This window comes from Streptomyces sp. NPDC029164, from assembly GCF_055563995.1.
This window is the reverse complement of the sequence record NZ_JBVHWW010000024.1, coordinates 12,122-29,401: the sequence shown is the minus strand read 5'-3', so window position 1 is coordinate 29,401 and position 17,280 is coordinate 12,122. Positions and strand designations below refer to the sequence as shown.

Sequence of the window (17,280 nt, the reverse complement as noted above, 5' to 3'; positions counted from 1 at the left end):
CAACCCCGGCGTACGCGAGGAGCGATTGATGGAACGCACCACCACCGCCGCAGCCGTGGCGGCCCTGCTGGCGGCAGCCGCCCTGGGCCTGGCCCCCCACCAGGCCCAGGCGGCTCCCGCCCCCGCCGCGGCAGTCGCCGCCGAGGCCCCGGCGGCCTCGCCGGAACTGCGTTTCCACGACATTCCCGGCTCCGGCGGCATCACCCTCAAGGGCAACGTCTTCACCCCGGCCGGTGCGGTGAGCGGCCGGAAGTACCCGCTGATCGTGCTGCCCACCAGCTGGGGCATGCCCCAGATCGAATACATCGCCCAGGCCAGGAAGCTCGCCGACTCCGGCTACGTCGTGGTCAGTTACACCTCCCGCGGCTTCTGGCTCTCCGGCGGGCAGATCGAGGTGGCCGGCCCACCGGACATCGCCGACGTCAGCGCCGTCATCGACTGGGCCCTGGCCAACTCCCCCGCCGACCCGGACCGCATCGGCCTCGGCGGCGTCTCGTACGGCGCCGGCATCAGCCTGCTGGCCTCCGCGCACGACCCGCGCATCAAGGCCGTGGTCGCGATGAGCGGCTGGGCCGACCTCATCGAGTCCATCTACTCCGGCCGCACCCAGCACCTCCAGGCCGCCGGGATGCTCGGCGCCGCCGGGTACCTCACCGGCCGCCCCGGACCCGAACTCCAGTCGATCCTCGGCGACTTCCTCGGCTCCCGGCTGGACCGGGAGCAGCAGATGATCGAGTGGGGCAGGAAGCGCTCGGCCGCCGAGCAGGTGGACCGGATCAACGCCAACGGCGCCGCGGTCATGCTCGGCAACGCCTGGGGCGACACCATCTTCCCGCCCAACCAGTACGCCAAGTTCTACGAGCGGCTGACCGGCCCCAAGCGCCTGGAGTTCCGCCCCGGGGACCACGCCACCGCCGAGGGCACCGGCCTGCTCGGCCTGCCCAACGACACTTGGACCAACGCCCACCGCTGGTTCGACCGTTACCTCAAGGGCGAGCGCAACGGCATCGACACCGAGGCACCGGTGCAGATCAAGTCCCGCAGCGACGAGGGCTACGAGGGCTACGCCGACTGGAAGTCGGTCGGCTCGGGCGGCAACGAGAGACTCGCGCTCTCCGACAGCGAGCACCTCTTCGCCAATGTCGACTCCGGCGCCAACGGCGGGATCATCTTCCTCTCCAGCATCCTCGACCAGTTCGTCAAGGCGCCCCCGACCGCCTCGATACCGCTGCTGCCCCGCGCCTTCGCCGCCGTCTGGCAGTCCGAGCGCTACGACACGGCGCGCCGGATCCGCGGCACCGTCGGCCTGCACACCACCGTCACGCCCACCAAGGCCGACGGCACCTTCGTCGCGTACCTCTACGACGTCGGCCCGCTCGGCATCGGCAAGCTCGTCAGCAACGCCCCGTACACCTTCCACGGCCGTACGCCGGGCCGGGCGTTCGGCGTGGACCTGGAGCTCTTCTCCACCGCCTACGACGTGCCCGCCGGCCACCGGCTCGCCCTCGTCATCGACACCGTCGACCCGCTGTACATCGAGCACAACCCCAGCGGGGCGCAGCTGGCCTTCTCCTCGCCGCGCTCCGATCCGTCCTACGTCTCGGTACCGCTGCGCGAGCAGTGATCCACGGCTGCCGCCGCCCCTCCCCCTCAGTGCTTGAGGATCTTGGAGAGGAAGTCCTTGGCCCGGTCGCTCTCCGGAGCGGTGAAGAACTGCTCCGGAGTGCGGTCCTCGACGATCCGCCCGTCGGCCATGAAGACCACCCGGTTCGCGGCGGAGCGGGCGAAGCCCATCTCGTGGGTGACGACGACCATGGTCATGCCCTCGCGCGCGAGCTGCCGCATGACCTCCAGCACCTCGTTGATCATTTCCGGGTCGAGAGCCGAGGTGGGCTCGTCGAAGAGCAGGGCCTTGGGGTCCATGGCGAGGGCCCGGGCGATGGCCACCCGCTGCTGCTGGCCGCCGGAGAGCTGGGCGGGGAACTTCTCCGCCTGGTCGGCGAGGCCGACGCGGTCCAGGAGCTCCCGGGAGCGCCGGTCCGCCTCGCCCCTCCCGCGTCCGCGGACCTTGACCTGCGCGAGCGAGACGTTGGCCAGGACGGTCTTGTGCGCGAAGAGGTTGAAGGACTGGAAGACCATCCCGACCTCGGCGCGCAGCCGGGCCAGCTCCTTGCCCTCGGCGGGCAGCGGCTCCCCGGCCAGCAGGATCGTGCCCGACTCGACGGTCTCCAGCCGGTTGATCGCCCGGCACAGGGTGGACTTCCCGGAACCGGAGGGGCCGATGACCACCACCACCTCCCCGCGGCCGACGGTGAGGTTGATGTCCCGCAGGACGTGCAGCTGTCCGAAGTGCTTGTTGACGTCCCGCAGCTCGATCAACGGATCGACGGTCATGCGCTGCCCTGCCCACTGGGTGTCGGTGTGTCGAGGTCAGCGCAAACTATCCAGCCGCGCAAGGGCACTTCGCCACGACACGCCGGGCGCCATGCGGCGGGCGCCGGGGCGTCAGCCCTCGGAGGCCTCGGCGTACGCCTGGCTGAGTTCGGGGGATCCCGTCATCGCCCAGGACACCCCCGACTCGATCACGTTCAGCTCGCGGCCCGAGGCCAGCAGGATCACCGGCTGGCCGTTGGGCCACACCTGCCAGCCGGCCCCCGGGACGGTCCGCACGATCACGGTCCCCAGGTAGAAGCCCGCGTCGTTGCCGAGCCAGGGCACCACCTCCGGGTCCCGGCGCCAGCGGGGCATCAGCTGGTCCAGCGCCTCCAAGGAGCCCTGGCTCTCGTCGAGTTCGAGGCCGGCCGCCCGCGCGTGGACGCGCAGCATCTCGCACTCCGAGAACAGCTCGGCGACGCCCTCGGGATCGTCCGCGAGGGCGGAGGCGAGTCCCGCACCCTGTTCCGTTTCACGCCGGTTCAGCCAGTTGTCCAGGAAAGGGATGTTCATACCGCCCAGCGTCGCACCAGGATCCGCCGCTGGCCACAGGGCGCGCCTGGATCGGCCGGCCCGGATGACGGCCTGGGAGGGCGGTCCGTCGCGGCCTACCGGTCGAGGTCGAGGTCCACGACGACCGGGGCGTGGTCGGACGCGCCCTTGCCCTTGCGCTCCTCGCGGTCGACGTAGGCGTCGGTGACGGCCTTGGTGAAGGGCTCGTTCCCGTACACCAGGTCGATGCGCATGCCCCTGTTCTTGGGGAAGGCGAGCTGGCGGTAGTCCCAGTACGTGTACGGGCGGTCGTACTTGAGGGGGCGCGGCAGCACGTCGGAGAGCCCGGCGGCGCGCAGTGCCTCCAGGGCGGCCCGCTCGGCGGGAGTGACGTGGGTGAGGCCGGCGAAGACGGCCGGGTCGTAGACGTCCTCGTCGGTCGGGGCCACGTTGAAGTCGCCGAGCACCGCGAAGGGGCGCGGGCCGGCCGCGTCCTGCGCGATGGCCGTGGTCAGGGAGCGGAACCAGTCCAGCTTGTAGCCGTAGTGGTCGTGCTCGACCTCGCGGCCGTTGGGCACGTACACCGACCAGACCCGGACCCCGCCGCAGGTCGCGGAGATCGCGCGGGGCTCCTGGACCCCTTCGTAGTCGGGCCCGCCGGGCAGCCCGAGGACCACGTCGTCCAGGCCGGCCTTGGAGAGCAGGGCCACGCCGTTCCACCGGCCGGTGGCGTTGACGGCCGATTCGTAGCCCAGCTCGCGCAGCTCGGCGTGCGGGAACTGCTCCGCCGAGCACTTGGTCTCCTGGACGCACAGGACATCGGTGCCGGAGCTCTCCAGCCAGGCCAGCAGACGCGGCAGCCGGGCGGTGATGGAGTTGACGTTGAAGGTGGCGATACGCATGCGTTCCAACCTACCTCCAGGCACCGACACTCACAGGTCCGTGCTGTCCCCCGCGGTGAGTCGGCCGTGGTCGGTGCCGCCCAGGGCGTCCAGGGCGAAGTCGTAGACCGGCCGGGCGATGTCGGAGAGGTACGCGTCGTGGATGTCGAGGGCCCGGCGCGGCTTGACCTCGCGGAGGTAGTCGATCACCTCGGAGACCTTGTTCCAGGGGGCGTGCACCGGGAGCATCAGGGTTTCCACGGGGACCCCGGGCACGGTCAGGGCGTCCCCGGGATGGAAGAGGGAACCCTCCACGAGGTAGCCGACGTTCGTGACCCGCGGAATGTCCGGGTGGATCACCGCGTGCAGCTCCCCGTGCACCTGGACCTCGAACCCGGCGGCGGTGAAGGTGTCGCCGTGGCCGACGGTGTGCACCCGGCCCGGATAGGCGGGGGCGAGCTTGTCGGCGACGCTGCGCAGGGTCCACAGCGCGGCGGCCGGGTTCGCGTCGAGGGCGGCCCGCAGCCGGCCCTCCTCGAAGTGGTCGGGGTGTTCGTGCGTGACCAGCAGGGCGTCCGCCCCCAGGCCCGCGTCCGGTTCGCTGAAGGCGCCCGGGTCGATGACGAGCGTGCGCCCGCCCTTCTCCAACTGGACGCAGGAGTGCAGCCGCTTGGTGAGCTTCATGATCCCAGGCTAGCGGTGCACCGGCCCCGGTCAGGGGTGGGCGTGGTCAGGGGGTGGTCGTGGAGACCACGTAGACCCTGGGCTTCTCGGGGTCGGTGAGGTCCACCGTGATGTCCCGGCTGGGGCGCGGGTCCGGCTGTTCCAGGGTGGTCCCGTACCAGATGGCCTCCGGGCTCCAGCTCCAGCCGGCCACCTCGGAGTCGTGCGCGGAGATCGAGACCTCGCCCTGCTTCAGCCCGGCCCGGCTGGTGCCGACGGCGGCGAGGAAGGCGTCCAGGTCCTCCGGGGTCACCGCGAACGCGGTGAACAGCCGGCTGGTGCGCCAGTTGTTCGTCTCCAGGAACCCGACCCGCCAGGCCTTCGGCGGGATCGGGACCTCGTAGATGCTGCGCTGCACCTTGGAGGGCCAGCCGGGGCGCACCTCGGACGCGCCGACCTTGGCGGCCTTGTCGCGGCCGCTCTCGCGGCTCTGCTGGGTGGAGATCGCGAGGTAGCCCGCGGGTACGCCGATCAGCAGGACGATGATGATCGCGGTGATCCAGCGGCGCTTGACCACGTGCGTGCGGTCCTCGGCGGTGGGCGGCGGCGTGGCGTCCGCGTCGGGTGCGGGGGCCTGGTGGGGCAGGGAGGGCGGTGTCACTGTTTTTCCTGGTCCTCGGAGCCGGCGGGTTCGCGCCGGCCCAGCTGCTGCGCGTAGCGCTCGTACCGTTCGTAGCGCTCGACCCGCCGGCGGGTGGCGCGGCGGAAGCGCCGGGCGACGAGCCGGGCGAGGTCGGCGGCGCCGACCATACCGGCCTCGGGGCCGAGCTGGGCCTTGGCGATCCGGGCCTCCGGCCGGTAGCCGCGGCCGGTGAGGTGGCGGCGGAAGGCCTCCCGCGCGGGGCCGATCAGCAGGTCGTCGGCGGCGCTGACGCCGCCGCCGATGACGAAGCAGGAGGGGTCGAGGGCGGCGGCGAGGTTGGCGATGCCGACGCCGAGCCACTGGCCGATGTCCTGGAGCAGCTCGACGCACATGGCGTCGCCCTCGCGGGCCAGCTCGGTGATGAGCGGCCCGGTGATCTCGTGGACGTTGCCGCCGACCCTGGCGATGATGTTGTACGCGACCGGGGAGTCGGCGGCGGCCAGTTCGCGGGCCTCGCGGACCAGGGCGTTGCCGGAGCTGTACTGCTCCCAGCAGCCGCGGTTGCCGCAGGGGCAGCGGTGGCCGCCGGGGACCACCTGCATGTGGCCGAACTCGCCGGCGACCCCGAAGCGGCCGCGCTTGACCTGGCCGCCCTCCAGGATGGCCCCGCCGATGCCGGTGCCGAGCGTGATCATGACGAGGTGGTCCTCGCCGCGCCCGGCGCCGAAGCGCCACTCGGCCCAGGCTGCGGTGTTGGCGTCGTTGTCGACCATGACCGGGACCGCGAGCCGGGACTGGAGCGCGTCGCGCAGCGGCTCGTCGCGCCAGGCCAGGTGGGGTGCGAACAGCACCCGGGAGCGGTCGGCGTCGACCCAGCCGGCGGCGCCGATGCCGACCGCGTGCACGTCGTGCCGGTCGGAGAGGTCCAGCACCAGCTCGACGATGGTGTCCTCGACGACCTTGGGGCTCTTGGACTTGTCCGGCGTCTCGGTGCGGATCTTCTCCAGGATGATGCCGTCGGCGTCGACGACCCCGGCCATCACCTTGGTGCCGCCGATGTCGATGCCGACGGTCGGCACGCGCGGGGCGGTCAGGTGTGACCGGCGCTCACGGGTTCCGATGGTCCGCAGGACGGTGCCTCGCGCCGACCCCCGGTGGGTGAGCGTGAAGTCCCGGTACGTGCTCATCGAGTCGTGTCGTCCCTCTTGGGTGGGGTGGTACGGGAAGCCGGGTCGGCTGCGCCGGGTGGGGCGTCTGCCCCCGATTCTGCCACTCGCTCCAGCTCGTGGCTCAGTTCGTCGAGCTCGGAGCCGCCCGCCATCTGCCGGGTGAGCTCGTCGAGCGTGATCGAGTCGCGGGTGTGGCTGCCGGCCATGGTGCCGCGCTTGAGGAGGACGAAACGATCCCCCACCAGGTACGCGTGGTGCGGGTTGTGGGTGATCAGGACCACGCCGAGGCCCGCGTCGCGGGCGGCGGCGACGTACTTGAGGACCACGCCGGACTGCTTCACGCCGAGGGCCGCGGTGGGCTCGTCGAGTACGAGGACCTTGGCGCCGAAGTACACGGCGCGGGCGATGGCCACGCACTGGCGTTCACCACCGGACAGGGTGCCGATGGGCTGGTCCACGTCGCGCAGGTCGATGCCCATGCGCAGCAGCTCGGCGCGGGTGGTCTCGCGCATGAGGGGCACGTCGAGGCGGCGGAAGGGGCCGCGTCCCCTGGTGGGCTCGGAGCCGAGGAAGAAGTTGCGCCAGACCGGCATCAGCGGGACGACGGCGAGGTCCTGGTAGACGGTGGCGATGCCGCGGTCCAGGGCCGCGCGCGGGTTGGCGAGCACGGTCTCCTCGCCCTCGATCTCGAAGGTGCCCGCGTCGTGCCGGTGCAGGCCCGCGATGATCTTGATGAGGGTGGACTTGCCGGCGCCGTTGTCACCGAGGACACAGGTGATCTCGCCCGCCGAGACCTCCAGGGAGACCCCCTGGAGGGCGCGGATGTTGCCGTAGTACTTGCTGACGTCGGTCAGCTTCACGAGTGCGTCGCCGGTCATGCCCGTGCCTCCGCCCGCTTGCGGACCCATGCGTTGAGCAGCGTGGCCAGCAGGAGCATCGCGCCGAGGAAGAACTTGAACCAGTCCGGGTTCCACTGCGCGTACACGATGCCGTTGCTGGTCATGCCGAAGATGAAGGCGCCGACCGCCGAGCCGATGGCGGAGCCGTAGCCGCCGGTCATCAGGCAGCCGCCGATGACGGCCGCGATGATGTAGAGGAACTCGTTGCCGACGCCCTCGCCCGACTGGACCACGTCGAACGAGAAGAGGATGTGCTGCCCGGAGATCCAGGCGCACAGGGCGACGCCCATGTAGAGGCCGATACGGGTCTTCACGACGGGCACGCCGGTCGCGCGGGCCGCGTCGGCCCCGCCGCCCACGGCGAAGATCCAGTTCCCGGCGCGGGTGCGCAGCAGGATCCAGGTGGCCACGGCGACGATGGCCAGCCACCACAGGATGGTGACCTTGAGGGTGACCGAGCCGACGTTCCACTGCGAGGCGAAGAGGGCCCGCGCGGAGGAGAAGCCCTCCATGTCGGCGATGGTCTTGGTGGAGACGGAACCGCTGATCAGCTTGGTGAAGCCGAGGTTCAGGCCGGTCAGCATCAGGAAGGTGCCGAGCGTGATGATGAAGCTGGGCAGCTTGGTGCGGGTCAGCATGAAGCCGTTGAAGAAGCCGATCGCCAGCGTGACCAGCAGGGACACCGCGACGCCGACCCAGATGTTGGCCGTCATCTGGTAGCTGAACATCGAGCTCACCAGTGCGGATGTGGTGACCATGACACCGGCGGAGAGGTCGAACTCGCCGCCGATCATCAGCAGGGCCACCGGCGCGGCCATGATCCCGATGGTGGAGGCCGAGTACAGGATCGTGCTCAGGCTGGAGGCCTGCAGGAAGCTGGGGGCGGCGAAGGAGAAGAAGACGAAGACGGCGGCGGCGCCGACCACGGAGCCAAGCTCCGGGCGGGCGAGCAGCTTGCGCACGACGGAGGTGGGCGCGAGCCGTTCGTCGACGGCGGCGGGCGTGCTCATCGGCTGCCCCGCTTGATGAACTCCTCCAGCTTGGACGCCTCGGCGGCGGTGACGATCTGCGGGCCGGTGAGCACCGGGCGGCCGCCGCCGAGCACGTTCGCGTTGTAGCGGTACAGCCAGAGCAGGTCGATGGCCTCGTAGCCCTGGAGGTAGGGCTGCTGGTCGACGGCGAAGCCGAGGGCCCCGGACTTGAGGTCGCGGGCCACGGAGGCGTTGAGGTCGAAGGTGTCGACCTCGGCCTTGGCGGCCGCCGCGTCCTTCGCCTTGATCGCGGTCGGGGCGAAGGGGGCGCCGAGGGTGACGATCGCGTCGACGGAGGGGTCGGCCTGGAGCTTCGCCTGGATGGACGCCTGGACGGACGGCATGTTGGTGCCCTCGACGTACAGGTTCTCCATCGTGCCGGAGAAGGTCTTCTTCGCCCCGGCGCAGCGCTGCTCGTGGCCGACGTTGCCCTGCTCGTGCAGGACGCAGACGGCCTTCTTGCGGCCGCGCTTGTTCAGCTCGGTGCCGACCGCCTCGCCGGCGATCTCCTCGTCCTGGCCGATGTGGGTCAGCGCGCCGTACGCCGCGGACTGGGCGGAGCCGGAGTTGACCGTGATCACCGGGATGCCGGCCTTCACGGCCTTGGCGATGACGTCCTTGAGGGCCTCCGGCTTGGCGAGGCTGACGACGATCCCGTCGACCTTCTGGTCGATGGCGTTCTGCACGAACTGCGCCTGCTGCTGAGCCTGGTCGTCGTGGGCGTAGACGAAGTTGATGTTGTCCTTCGCCGCGGCCTCCTTGGCGCCCTTCTGGACGATGTCCCAGAAGGTGTCGCCGTCGCCCGCGTGCGTGACCATCGCGAAGGTCCAGCGCGGGGTGGAGACGGCGGGCCGGCCCGCCTCGGCGGCCTTCGCCCGCTCCTCGGCGCGCTTGCCCCCCGTACTGCTGCAGCCCGCGAGCGAGGCCCCCAGTACCGCCGCGAGCACGGCGCCCACGACGCGTACCCCTGTCCGAACCCTAGCCACGTCGCCGCGCCCTTCCCTCGTCACCAATTCGGTCCGCCGTCGAGCCGGTCACCAATCCGGTCATTACGGCTCCATTCCGGTCCAGCCGCTCAGTATCCGCCACAGTCGACCATGAAGGGTCATCGGGGCACTCGGGGTCAGGTTGACATGCGCGGGCGGATTGACAGGTTCCGCCGACGGGGTCAGGTTGAGTGCATGCGCATCGGGCTCATCGGAACGGGCCGGATCGGGTCCTTCCACGCGGCGGCGCTCGCCCGCCACCGGGATGCGGGCTCGCTCCTGCTCGCGGACGCCGATCCCGCGCGGGCGGCGCGCCTCGCCGACCGGCTCGGGGCCACTGCCGCGCCCTCGGTCGAGCAGGTCTTCACCTGGGGCGTGGACGCCGTGGTGGTGGCGTCGGCGACCGAGGCGCACGCGGATCTCGTCGTACGGGCGGTGCGCGGCGGGCTGCCGGTGTTCTGCGAGAAGCCGCTGGCCCCTGACCTGAACCGGACCCTGGCGGCGCTGCGTGAGGTGAGGGCCGCGGGCGGGCTGCTCCAGGTGGGGTTCATGCGCCGCTTCGACGCGGGCTACGGCACGGCCCGGGAGCTGGTCCGTTCGGGCGCCCTGGGGCGGCTGCACACCGTGCGGACGATGACGGCCGATCCGGCTCCGCCGGCCGCCGCGTACCTGGCGACCTCGGGCGGGCTGTACCGGGACTGTCTGGTCCACGATTTCGACATGGTCCGCTGGGTGTCCGGGCACGAGGTGGTCGAGGTGTACGCGGCCGGGTCGGACGCGGGACCCGCTCTGTTCCGGGAGGCGGGCGACATCGACACGGCGGCCGCCGTGCTGACCCTGGACGACGGAACCCTGGTCACGGCCACCGGTACGCGGTGCAACGGCGCCGGGTACGACGTACGGATGGAGCTGGCCGGGGAGCTGGACCAGGTCTCGGTGGGGCTGGACGACCGGACGCCGATCGCCTCCACCGAACCGCACGGCCCGCCGCCGGCGAGCAAGCCGTGGACCGGCTTCCTGGAACGTTTCGCCCCGGCGTACGAGGCCGAGCTCGCGGCCTTCATCCAGCTGGTGCGGGGCGAGGGGCCCAACCCGTGCGACGGCCGCGAGGCGCTGGCGGCCTTCCGGATCGCGGAGGCCTGCGAACTCTCGCGCCGGGAGCGGCGGCGGGTCCGGCTGGAGGAACTCCCGGACCTGCCGGTTCTGTAAGCGGGGCACGGGGCCACACTAAGCCGGGTGATCACCTGTGGCTGCGACGCTTTCCGGCCACCCTCAGGCGGTGGTCACGGCGCGCCGGCCCCAGGCGGTGCCGACCAGGACCAGGAGGGCGCCCACGTAACCGAGGAGCCCCGGATCCTCCCCTCCGATGGCGATGCCGGCGACGGCGGCCCAGAGCGGCTCGGTGCCGAGCAGCAGGCTGACCCGGGAGGGCGAGGTGCGGCGTACGGCCCACATCTGCACGAAGAAGGCGAAGAGGGTGCAGAAGACGGAGAGGAAGGCCAGCCCGGCCCACTCGGCGGCCCCGAAACCGGCCGCGGCGGCCCACGGGCTCGCCCCGGTCCCGGGCACGGCGGCCAGCAGTGCGAAGACGAGTACGGCGCCGCCGAGCTGCACGGTGGTCAGCGACAGCGCGTCGGCGTCCCGGACGGCCTCGGTCCGGGCCATGAGCAGGACGTGCACGGTCCGGGCGAGGGCGGCCCCGAGGATCAGCAGGTCGCCGAGGCCGGGCGCGCTGAACCCGGCGCCCTGGGTGAGCAGCACGACCCCGGCCACGGAGACGGCCGCGGCCCCGAGGAATCCGGTGGAGGGCGCCTGCCGCCGCACCGCGGCCTCGGCGAGCGGGGTGAAGATCATGGTCAGGCTGATGATCAGCCCGGCGTTGGTGGCGGAGGTGTGGACGACCCCGTACGTCTCCAGGAGGAAGATCCCGGCGAGTACGAGCCCCAGCAGTCCGGCGGCGCGCCACTGAGCCCGGGTCAGGGCCCGCAGGCGCGACCAGCCTGCGACGACGAGGACGGGCAGGACCAGGGCGAACCGCAGCACGAGCACGGCGATGACGGTGTGCGTGGTGGTGATGCCCTTGGCGGCGAGGTAGCTGCCGCCCCAGACGACGGCGACGGCCAGGACCGGCAGGTCGGCGAGCCAGGCGGCCCGGCGGGGGGTTGCGACGGCGGGCGAGAGCACGGTCAACGCAGGTCTCCAACAGCTCATGAGGGGTGGAGACATCGGCGGCTCGCACAGGTGCAGGGGGCACGCTACCGGAGCCGATCATGGCGGGCGACCCCTTTCCGGGCCGCCCGCGCCGACCCGTAGCATCGGGCACATGGCTGATCTCTACGCCCTGGACCTGGCGTTCGACCTGCTCGACACCACGCCGGAAGCCGTGCTCGCGGAGGTCCGGCGCCAGCTGGAGCCGGACACCGGGCTCCTCTGCGCCCGCGGCCCGGCCTGGCGCGTCCGGGGCGTCCTCGTCGGAGAGTTCGCCCCGACCGAACACGGCGGCTGGGCGCTGACGGCCCGCCAGGAGGTCCACGCGGAACAGCTCCCGGACCTGGAGGACTTCCTGCTGCTCGTGGCCCCCCACATCCGCCCGCCGGGCCCCGTCGGCCGCATCCGCCACTACGAGCACGAGGCCCCCGACCTGCTGGTCCTGCGCGAGGGCCGCGTGGTCCAGCTCGCGCTCGACCCTCGCTGACTCAGGTGAACGTGCCGAAGGCGGCCCGCCCCTTCGGCCGGTAGGTGTGGATGGAGGTTCCGGCCGAGGTCGTACGGGAGTCCGTCACCTCGAAGGCGGTCGGCAGCCCGCCGGTCGAGAACAGCTTCCGCCCCGCGCCCAGGAACACCGGGAAGACCAGCAGGTTCAGCTCGTCCACGAGGTCCCGGGCCAGCAGCCACTGGGCGAGCTGCCCGCTGCCGTGCACCTGGAGCTCCCCCGCCAGCGTGTCCTTGACCCGGACGATCTCGCTCTGCAGGTGCTCCCCGTCGAGCACGGTGACCGGGCCCCAGGCCGGCTCCTTGAGCGTGGTGGAGGCCACGTACTTCGGCAGCCGGTTCAGGTTGCCCGCGATGGGATCGGCCGGATCGTCGTGGTGCGGCCAGTACCCGGCGAAGATCTCGTACGTGCGCCGCCCGAGCAGGAACGCCTCGGTCCGCCCGTAGACGTCCTTGACGAACTCCAGCATGCCCTCGTCGGCGAACGGCACCAGCCACCCGCCGTACTCGAATCCGCCGCGGCGGTCCTCCTCCGTCCCGCCGGGCGCCTGCATCACGCCGTCGAGGGTCACGAAGGTGGTCAGGGTCAGCTTGCCCATGGCTCTGCGCTCCTAGCTCGGTCGTCCCTACACGAATGCAGACTCCCGGACCCCCGGAACCTCATCGCGCCGCCACGCACACCGCCGCGCGGGAACGCGAGGTCGGAATCCTGCCAGCGGGGTCGACCCACCCGAGGTTTGATTGAACTCGCAACCAACTGGTGGCCAAACGAGGGAGGAACGTCATGGACGGCACAGTGGCACTGGTGACGGGTGGCAGCAGGGGGATCGGGGCCGCGACGGTCCTGCGGCTGGCCGAGGAGGGCGCGGACGTCGCGTTCACCTACGTCAGCGGCGAGGCGGCCGCGACCGAGGTGGCCGGGAAGGTCGAGGCGCTGGGGCGGCGGGTGCTCGCGGTGCGGGCCGATGCCGGGGATCCGGGGGCCGGCGCCGAGGTCGTGGGGCGGGTCGTGCGGGAATTCGGGCGGCTCGACGTGCTGGTCAACAACGCGGGTGTGGGCGTGCTCGGGCCCCTGGAGGCGCTGACCGCGGCCGACGTGGACCGGGTGCTCGCGGTCAACGTGCGCGGGGTGTTCGCCACCACGCAGGCCGCGTCCGCCGAGCTGGGGCCGGGCGGGCGGATCATCACCATCGGCACCTGCATGACCCAGCGGGTGCCGGGGCCCGGCGGAACGCTCTACGCGATGAGCAAGTCGGCGCTGATCGGGCTGACGAAGGCGGTCGCCCGGGAGCTGGGCGGGCGCGGGATCACCGCGAACATCGTCCACCCGGGGCCCGTGGACACCGACATGAACCCGGCGGACGGGCCCTACGCGGAGCCGCAGGCGGCGATGACCGCCCTGGGGCGCTTCGGAACGGCGGGGGAGGTGGCCGACCTGGTGGCCTTCCTGGCCGGGCCGGGGGCGGCGTACGTGACGGGGGCGGAGTTCGCGGTCGACGGCGGCCACGCCGCCTAGTCGGCTCCCGCCTGGGGATGCCGCCGTCTCCGGTGCGGCGCCGCAACCGGGGCTCCGCCCCAGACCCCGCCGGGCTCCGCCCGGACCCGCTCCTCAAACGCCGGAGGGGCTGGAGTAGTGCGGCGAGGCCGGATGGATGAACTTGCCGGTTGGGACGGGGTCGGGTGTGTGTCGGGGTGTCCCCGTAGGGCGCCGAACACAACAAGGCCGATCAATCCGACCCCCCGCCACGTTCGGCGCCCGAGGAGACACCCCGGCGCGCGCCCGACCCCGGCACAACCGGCCCCCACCCCGGCCCCGCCCAAGCGGCGCAGCCAACCGGCGGCCAACCCGTCACGGGAGCCAGTGGCCGGCCGTCATCAGTTGGCGGTCCGCGATCTCGTTGACCTCGCGCCACGCCTGGATCCACACCGGCGTGATCCGGAAGTACGGGTAGGGCGGGGCGCAGTCGCCCGGGTCGAAGCCCGTGTGGGCCGCGAACGCCTCCCGTACGGCCGGGGCGAGGTCGGCCGGCTCCAGCGTGGTCGCGGTGCCCTCCACCAGGACCACGTCCCGGGTGACGCCGAAGGCCAGGCGGACCCGGCCGTTCGCGATCAGGTTGCGGGCGGTGGGGTTGGTGCGCTGGGTCGAGACGAGGAAGGTCCCGTCGTCCCAGAGGAAGGAGAGCGGGACCATGCAGGGGACGCCGTCCGCGTCGGCGGTGGCGACCCACACGTCCACGTCGTTCTCGAAGCGGGCCAGGGTGTCCTTGAGGCGCTCCTCGTGCGGGCGCGGCTGCGGGGGGATGGCCTGGATGGTCTGCTCCGTCATGCGGGCCTGCTCCTGTCCGTCACGGCCGGCCCCCGGGCGGAGCCGCCGCGCTCCACTGTGCCGCACCTGTACGGGAGTTCGTACGGCAGGGGGGAATGCCGAGGGGGGGGGGGGGGGGGGGGGGGGGGGGGGCGGGGGGGGGGGGGGGGAGGGGGGGGGGGGGCGGGGGAAGGAGACGCCCCCCCCCCCCCCCCCCCCCCCCCCCCCCTCGGGCCGTGCGTGACCCCGGGAGTGTCGGCTCCCGGGGCGGTCGAACGGGGTGGCGTCAGCCGCCCAGCTCCTGGTGACGTGCGGCCAGCGCGGCCTCGCCGGTCTCCGTCAGGGAGCCGTACAGGCGCAGGCGGGAGAAGCCGCCGTCCGGGAAGATGTCGATCCGTACGTGGGTGCCGACGGCCGGGGCGTCCAGGACGAACCGGTGGTTGGTGTCGGGCTGCAGGCGGGTGCGCGGCAGGAACTCCGTCCACTCGCCCTCCTCGCCCGTCTTGACGGAGAGGGAGGCCCAGCCGGCCGAGTTGCCCTTGAGGTACGCGGTGTCGATCTCGACGGCGCGGATCTCGGACTCGGTGACGAGCTGGTAGCGGATCCAGTCGTTGCCGTTGTCGCGGCGGCGCGCGGTCTCCCAGCCGTCGTCCATCTTGCGGGAGCGGCCCGGGTTGATGGTGTTGGTCGGCGGGGAGTAGAAGCGGTTGGAGGCGTCCTGGACGGAGCCGCCGTTCTCCAGGGCCACCACGTCGAACGAGCCGAGCGCGGCGAGCCACTTGGGGTCGGGCAGGACCTCGCCGTAGACGCGCAGGCGGGCGATGCCGCCGTCCGGGTGCTGGTTGACGCGCAGGTGCGTGAAGCGCTGCTCGGTGCTCACCTCGAAGCCGTTGGCCGCGTGGCCGCCGACCGCGGTGCGCGGGACCAGGGTGGTCCACTTCACGTCGTCGCCGAGGAGCTCCTCGGGGGTCGGCGCGCCGTCGACCGAGGTGCCCTCGATGGAGACGGCCTGCGGCATGTTGCCGCGGAAGTGGGCGGTGTCGACGACGATGCCGCGGATGACGCCGGGGGCGCCCAGGCGGACGAGCGCCCAGTCGTGGTCCTCGGCGGTCGGCCAGGGCTGGGTGGCGGAGACGCCGCGGCGGCGGCGGGTCTCCCAGCCGTCCATGATCTTGCCCTTGTGGCCGAAGTGCTCGGGGTCGAAGTGCGCGGCCTCGGCGATGAGGAGGTTCTCGCGCTGCGCGAAGAACTCGTCGTTGGCGGCGATGACACCGGCGCCCAGCTCACGGGCGGCGAGGTTCGCGTACTGGGTGAACGGGAAGTCCGCGGTGCGGTAGTCCGCGTACGGGTCGCCGCCTCCGTACGGGTTCGCGTTGCCGGTGAAGGAAGGAATCGCCACTGTCAGTTCTGCCTTTCGAGGAGGAGGCCCGTGGGCTCGGTCGGGGTGCCGTGGTCGGCGATCTGCGTACCGCGCAGCCAGGTGGACTTCACGACGCCGTGCAGGGTCTTGCCCGCGTACGCCGTGACCTGGTTGCGGTGGTGGAGTTCGGCCGGGTCCACGGTGAACGTTTCTTCGGGGGCGAGCACGGCGAAGTCGGCGTCGCGGCCGGCCTCGATCGCGCCCTTCTGCGCCAGGCCGGCCAGCGCGGCCGGGGCCGCGGACATCCAGCGCACTACGTCCTCCAGGGTCCGGCCGCGGCGGCGCGCCTCGGTCCAGATGGCGGGCAGGCCCAGCTGGAGGGAGGAGATGCCGCCCCACGCGGTGGAGAAGTCGCTGGTCTTCAGGTCCGCGGTGGAGGGCGAGTGGTCGGAGACGATGCAGTCGATGGTGCCGTCGGCGAGCGCGTCCCACAGGAGGTCCTGGTTGGCGGCCTCGCGGATGGGCGGGCAGCACTTGAACTCGCTGGCGCCGTCCGGTACTTCCTCTGCCGTGAGGGTGAGGTAGTGCGGGCAGGACTCGACGGTGATCTTGACGCCCTCGGCCTTGGCGGCGGCGATCAGCGGCAGCGCGTCGGAGGACGACAGGTGCAGTACGTGGACGCGCGCGTTCAGCCGCTTCGCCTGGGCGATCAGGTTGCCGATCGCGGTGTTCTCGGCGTCGCGCGGACGGGACGCGAGGAAGTCGGCGTACTTGGGGCCGGGGACGACGGGGGCGGCGTCGAGGTGGTGCGGGTCCTCGGCGTGCACGATCAGCAGGCCGCCGAAGCCGGTGATCTCGGCGAGGGAGGTGGCCAGCTGCTCCTGGTCGAGCTCGGGGAACTCGTCCACGCCCGAGGGCGACAGGAAGCACTTGAAGCCGTACACGCCGGCGTCGTGCAGCGGGCGCAGGTCCTTGACGTTGTCGGGCAGGGCGCCGCCCCAGAAGCCGACGTCCACGTGCGCCTTGGCGCGGGCGACCTCCTGCTTGACGCGCAGGTTGTCGGTCGTGGTGGTCGGGGGCAGGGAGTTCAGCGGCATGTCGAGGATCGTGGTGATACCGCCGGCCGCCGCGGCGCGGGTGGCCGACCAGAAGCCCTCCCACTCGGTGCGGCCCGGGTCGTTCACGTGGACGTGGGTGTCGACCAGGCCGGGGAGCAGGACGTCGTCGCCGAAGTCCTCCAGCCGGGCTCCGGCCGGTACCTCGGCCTCGTACGCCAGCACGGCCGTGATCTTCCCGCCGGCGACGGCCACCGAGGCGGCACGCGTCCCCTCGGGGGTGATGACGCGCGTCGAGCGCAGTACCAGTTCCACAGCCACGTCGGCCACCGGAACCTCCCCATCTACTTCCACAGAGCGAAATTCAACGTTCTGTTGACGGAGTCTTCACGGCGATCCGGGAGCAGTCAAGAGCGCCCGGACGGACCACTGACACACCGGGACAGCGATTGGATGTTTCCACAGGATGGAATTAAGATTTCACTATCCAGAATGCAGCTACCACCACCGGGAACCGGGCAGGTAACTTCCCGAGGACGTCCGCCACCAGGACAAACCGCCTCTGACCGGCGGCGACGGTCCCGACCCCAGCACTGGGACCGACGCCGGCCGCCGGGTAGGCTGCTCCCTTGCCTGCCAGCACCGAAAGGA

Annotated in this window: 18 protein-coding genes; 4 read left to right on the top strand and 14 right to left on the bottom strand. The window is 72.0% G+C overall.

Annotation, left to right across the window (positions count from 1 at the left end; genetic code table 11):
• The first annotated feature begins 28 nt into the window (after positions 1-28).
• Positions 29-1,624, top strand: a complete 1,596-nt coding sequence (locus ACZ4VT_RS23045) for a CocE/NonD family hydrolase (RefSeq protein ID WP_467952252.1) — start codon at positions 29-31, stop codon at positions 1,622-1,624.
• 26 nt (positions 1,625-1,650) lie between these two features.
• On the opposite strand, the gene ACZ4VT_RS23040 is transcribed toward ACZ4VT_RS23045, so the two are convergent.
• From ACZ4VT_RS23040 to ACZ4VT_RS23000, 9 genes are all read right to left on the bottom strand, one after another.
• Positions 1,651-2,394, bottom strand: a complete 744-nt coding sequence (locus ACZ4VT_RS23040) for an amino acid ABC transporter ATP-binding protein (RefSeq protein ID WP_467952250.1) — start codon at positions 2,392-2,394, stop codon at positions 1,651-1,653.
• Between the two features lie 111 nt (positions 2,395-2,505).
• On the bottom strand, positions 2,506-2,946 hold the full coding sequence (locus tag ACZ4VT_RS23035; RefSeq protein ID WP_467952248.1) for a DUF6278 family protein: 441 nt from the start codon (positions 2,944-2,946) through the stop codon (positions 2,506-2,508).
• A gap of 95 nt (positions 2,947-3,041) precedes the next feature.
• On the bottom strand, positions 3,042-3,827 hold the full coding sequence (locus tag ACZ4VT_RS23030; RefSeq protein ID WP_467952247.1) for an exodeoxyribonuclease III: 786 nt from the start codon (positions 3,825-3,827) through the stop codon (positions 3,042-3,044).
• Positions 3,828-3,857: 30 nt separating this feature from the next.
• Positions 3,858-4,490 (bottom strand): MBL fold metallo-hydrolase, encoded by a 633-nt coding sequence (locus ACZ4VT_RS23025; RefSeq protein ID WP_467952245.1) that lies wholly within the window; start codon positions 4,488-4,490, stop codon positions 3,858-3,860.
• A gap of 46 nt (positions 4,491-4,536) precedes the next feature.
• Complete coding sequence (locus ACZ4VT_RS23020; RefSeq protein ID WP_467952244.1) at positions 4,537-5,130, bottom strand: hypothetical protein; 594 nt, start codon at positions 5,128-5,130, stop codon at positions 4,537-4,539.
• Positions 5,127-6,299: an ROK family glucokinase gene (locus ACZ4VT_RS23015; protein ID WP_467952242.1), complete on the bottom strand. Its 1,173-nt coding sequence runs from the start codon at positions 6,297-6,299 to the stop codon at positions 5,127-5,129. Before ACZ4VT_RS23015 ends, ACZ4VT_RS23020 begins: the two co-directional genes overlap by 4 nt.
• Positions 6,296-7,189: an ATP-binding cassette domain-containing protein gene (locus ACZ4VT_RS23010; protein ID WP_467952241.1), complete on the bottom strand. Its 894-nt coding sequence runs from the start codon at positions 7,187-7,189 to the stop codon at positions 6,296-6,298. The genes ACZ4VT_RS23015 and ACZ4VT_RS23010 overlap by 4 nt, the downstream gene beginning before the upstream one ends.
• Positions 7,156-8,190 carry an ABC transporter permease gene (locus tag ACZ4VT_RS23005; protein WP_467952239.1) on the bottom strand — a complete coding sequence of 345 codons (1,035 nt, stop codon included), beginning with the start codon at positions 8,188-8,190 and terminating at the stop codon, positions 7,156-7,158. The genes ACZ4VT_RS23010 and ACZ4VT_RS23005 overlap by 34 nt, the downstream gene beginning before the upstream one ends.
• Positions 8,187-9,197, bottom strand: a complete 1,011-nt coding sequence (locus tag ACZ4VT_RS23000) for a substrate-binding domain-containing protein (protein WP_467952237.1) — start codon at positions 9,195-9,197, stop codon at positions 8,187-8,189. Before ACZ4VT_RS23000 ends, ACZ4VT_RS23005 begins: the two co-directional genes overlap by 4 nt.
• A 195-nt stretch (positions 9,198-9,392) precedes the next feature.
• Between ACZ4VT_RS23000 and ACZ4VT_RS22995 the strand changes: the two genes are divergently transcribed.
• Positions 9,393-10,406, top strand: a complete 1,014-nt coding sequence (locus ACZ4VT_RS22995) for a Gfo/Idh/MocA family protein (protein WP_362805445.1) — start codon at positions 9,393-9,395, stop codon at positions 10,404-10,406.
• A 63-nt stretch (positions 10,407-10,469) separates the two neighbouring features.
• On the opposite strand, the gene ACZ4VT_RS22990 is transcribed toward ACZ4VT_RS22995, so the two are convergent.
• Complete coding sequence (locus tag ACZ4VT_RS22990; protein WP_467952236.1) at positions 10,470-11,387, bottom strand: DMT family transporter; 918 nt, start codon at positions 11,385-11,387, stop codon at positions 10,470-10,472.
• A 133-nt stretch (positions 11,388-11,520) separates the two neighbouring features.
• Between ACZ4VT_RS22990 and ACZ4VT_RS22985 the strand changes: the two genes are divergently transcribed.
• Positions 11,521-11,892: a hypothetical protein gene (locus tag ACZ4VT_RS22985; RefSeq protein WP_467952235.1), complete on the top strand. Its 372-nt coding sequence runs from the start codon at positions 11,521-11,523 to the stop codon at positions 11,890-11,892.
• A 1-nt stretch (position 11,893) separates the two neighbouring features.
• On the opposite strand, the gene ACZ4VT_RS22980 is transcribed toward ACZ4VT_RS22985, so the two are convergent.
• On the bottom strand, positions 11,894-12,508 hold the full coding sequence (locus ACZ4VT_RS22980; protein WP_467952233.1) for a dihydrofolate reductase family protein: 615 nt from the start codon (positions 12,506-12,508) through the stop codon (positions 11,894-11,896).
• 185 nt (positions 12,509-12,693) lie between these two features.
• On the opposite strand from ACZ4VT_RS22980, the gene ACZ4VT_RS22975 reads away from it, so the two are divergent.
• Positions 12,694-13,425: an SDR family oxidoreductase gene (locus tag ACZ4VT_RS22975; RefSeq protein ID WP_467952231.1), complete on the top strand. Its 732-nt coding sequence runs from the start codon at positions 12,694-12,696 to the stop codon at positions 13,423-13,425.
• 333 nt (positions 13,426-13,758) lie between these two features.
• Here ACZ4VT_RS22975 and ACZ4VT_RS22970 read toward each other — a convergent pair whose 3' ends face one another.
• From ACZ4VT_RS22970 to allB, 3 genes are all read right to left on the bottom strand, one after another.
• A complete protein-coding gene (locus tag ACZ4VT_RS22970) occupies positions 13,759-14,235 on the bottom strand; it encodes a pyridoxamine 5'-phosphate oxidase family protein (RefSeq protein WP_467952230.1) in 477 nt (158 codons plus the stop codon).
• 265 nt (positions 14,236-14,500) lie between these two features.
• Positions 14,501-15,613 carry an allantoicase gene (gene alc, locus ACZ4VT_RS22965; RefSeq protein WP_467952228.1) on the bottom strand — a complete coding sequence of 371 codons (1,113 nt, stop codon included), beginning with the start codon at positions 15,611-15,613 and terminating at the stop codon, positions 14,501-14,503.
• 2 nt (positions 15,614-15,615) lie between these two features.
• The gene (gene allB / locus ACZ4VT_RS22960; protein WP_467952384.1) at positions 15,616-16,950 is read right to left on the bottom strand and encodes an allantoinase AllB; all 1,335 of its coding nucleotides are present in this window, start codon (positions 16,948-16,950) and stop codon (positions 15,616-15,618) included.
• Positions 16,951-17,280 lie beyond the last annotated feature (330 nt).

Coding starts and splice junctions, on each gene's coding strand:
- ACZ4VT_RS23045 (WP_467952252.1), top strand. CDS start 29: ATGGAACGCACCACCACCGCCGCAGCCGTGGCGGCCCTGCTGGCGGCA.
- ACZ4VT_RS23040 (WP_467952250.1), bottom strand. CDS start 2,394: ATGACCGTCGATCCGTTGATCGAGCTGCGGGACGTCAACAAGCACTTC.
- ACZ4VT_RS23035 (WP_467952248.1), bottom strand. CDS start 2,946: ATGAACATCCCTTTCCTGGACAACTGGCTGAACCGGCGTGAAACGGAA.
- ACZ4VT_RS23030 (WP_467952247.1), bottom strand. CDS start 3,827: ATGCGTATCGCCACCTTCAACGTCAACTCCATCACCGCCCGGCTGCCG.
- ACZ4VT_RS23025 (WP_467952245.1), bottom strand. CDS start 4,490: ATGAAGCTCACCAAGCGGCTGCACTCCTGCGTCCAGTTGGAGAAGGGC.
- ACZ4VT_RS23015 (WP_467952242.1), bottom strand. CDS start 6,299: ATGAGCACGTACCGGGACTTCACGCTCACCCACCGGGGGTCGGCGCGA.
- ACZ4VT_RS23010 (WP_467952241.1), bottom strand. CDS start 7,189: ATGGGTCCGCAAGCGGGCGGAGGCACGGGCATGACCGGCGACGCACTC.
- ACZ4VT_RS23005 (WP_467952239.1), bottom strand. CDS start 8,190: ATGAGCACGCCCGCCGCCGTCGACGAACGGCTCGCGCCCACCTCCGTC.
- ACZ4VT_RS22995 (WP_362805445.1), top strand. CDS start 9,393: ATGCGCATCGGGCTCATCGGAACGGGCCGGATCGGGTCCTTCCACGCG.
- ACZ4VT_RS22985 (WP_467952235.1), top strand. CDS start 11,521: ATGGCTGATCTCTACGCCCTGGACCTGGCGTTCGACCTGCTCGACACC.
- ACZ4VT_RS22980 (WP_467952233.1), bottom strand. CDS start 12,508: ATGGGCAAGCTGACCCTGACCACCTTCGTGACCCTCGACGGCGTGATG.
- ACZ4VT_RS22975 (WP_467952231.1), top strand. CDS start 12,694: ATGGACGGCACAGTGGCACTGGTGACGGGTGGCAGCAGGGGGATCGGG.
- ACZ4VT_RS22970 (WP_467952230.1), bottom strand. CDS start 14,235: ATGACGGAGCAGACCATCCAGGCCATCCCCCCGCAGCCGCGCCCGCAC.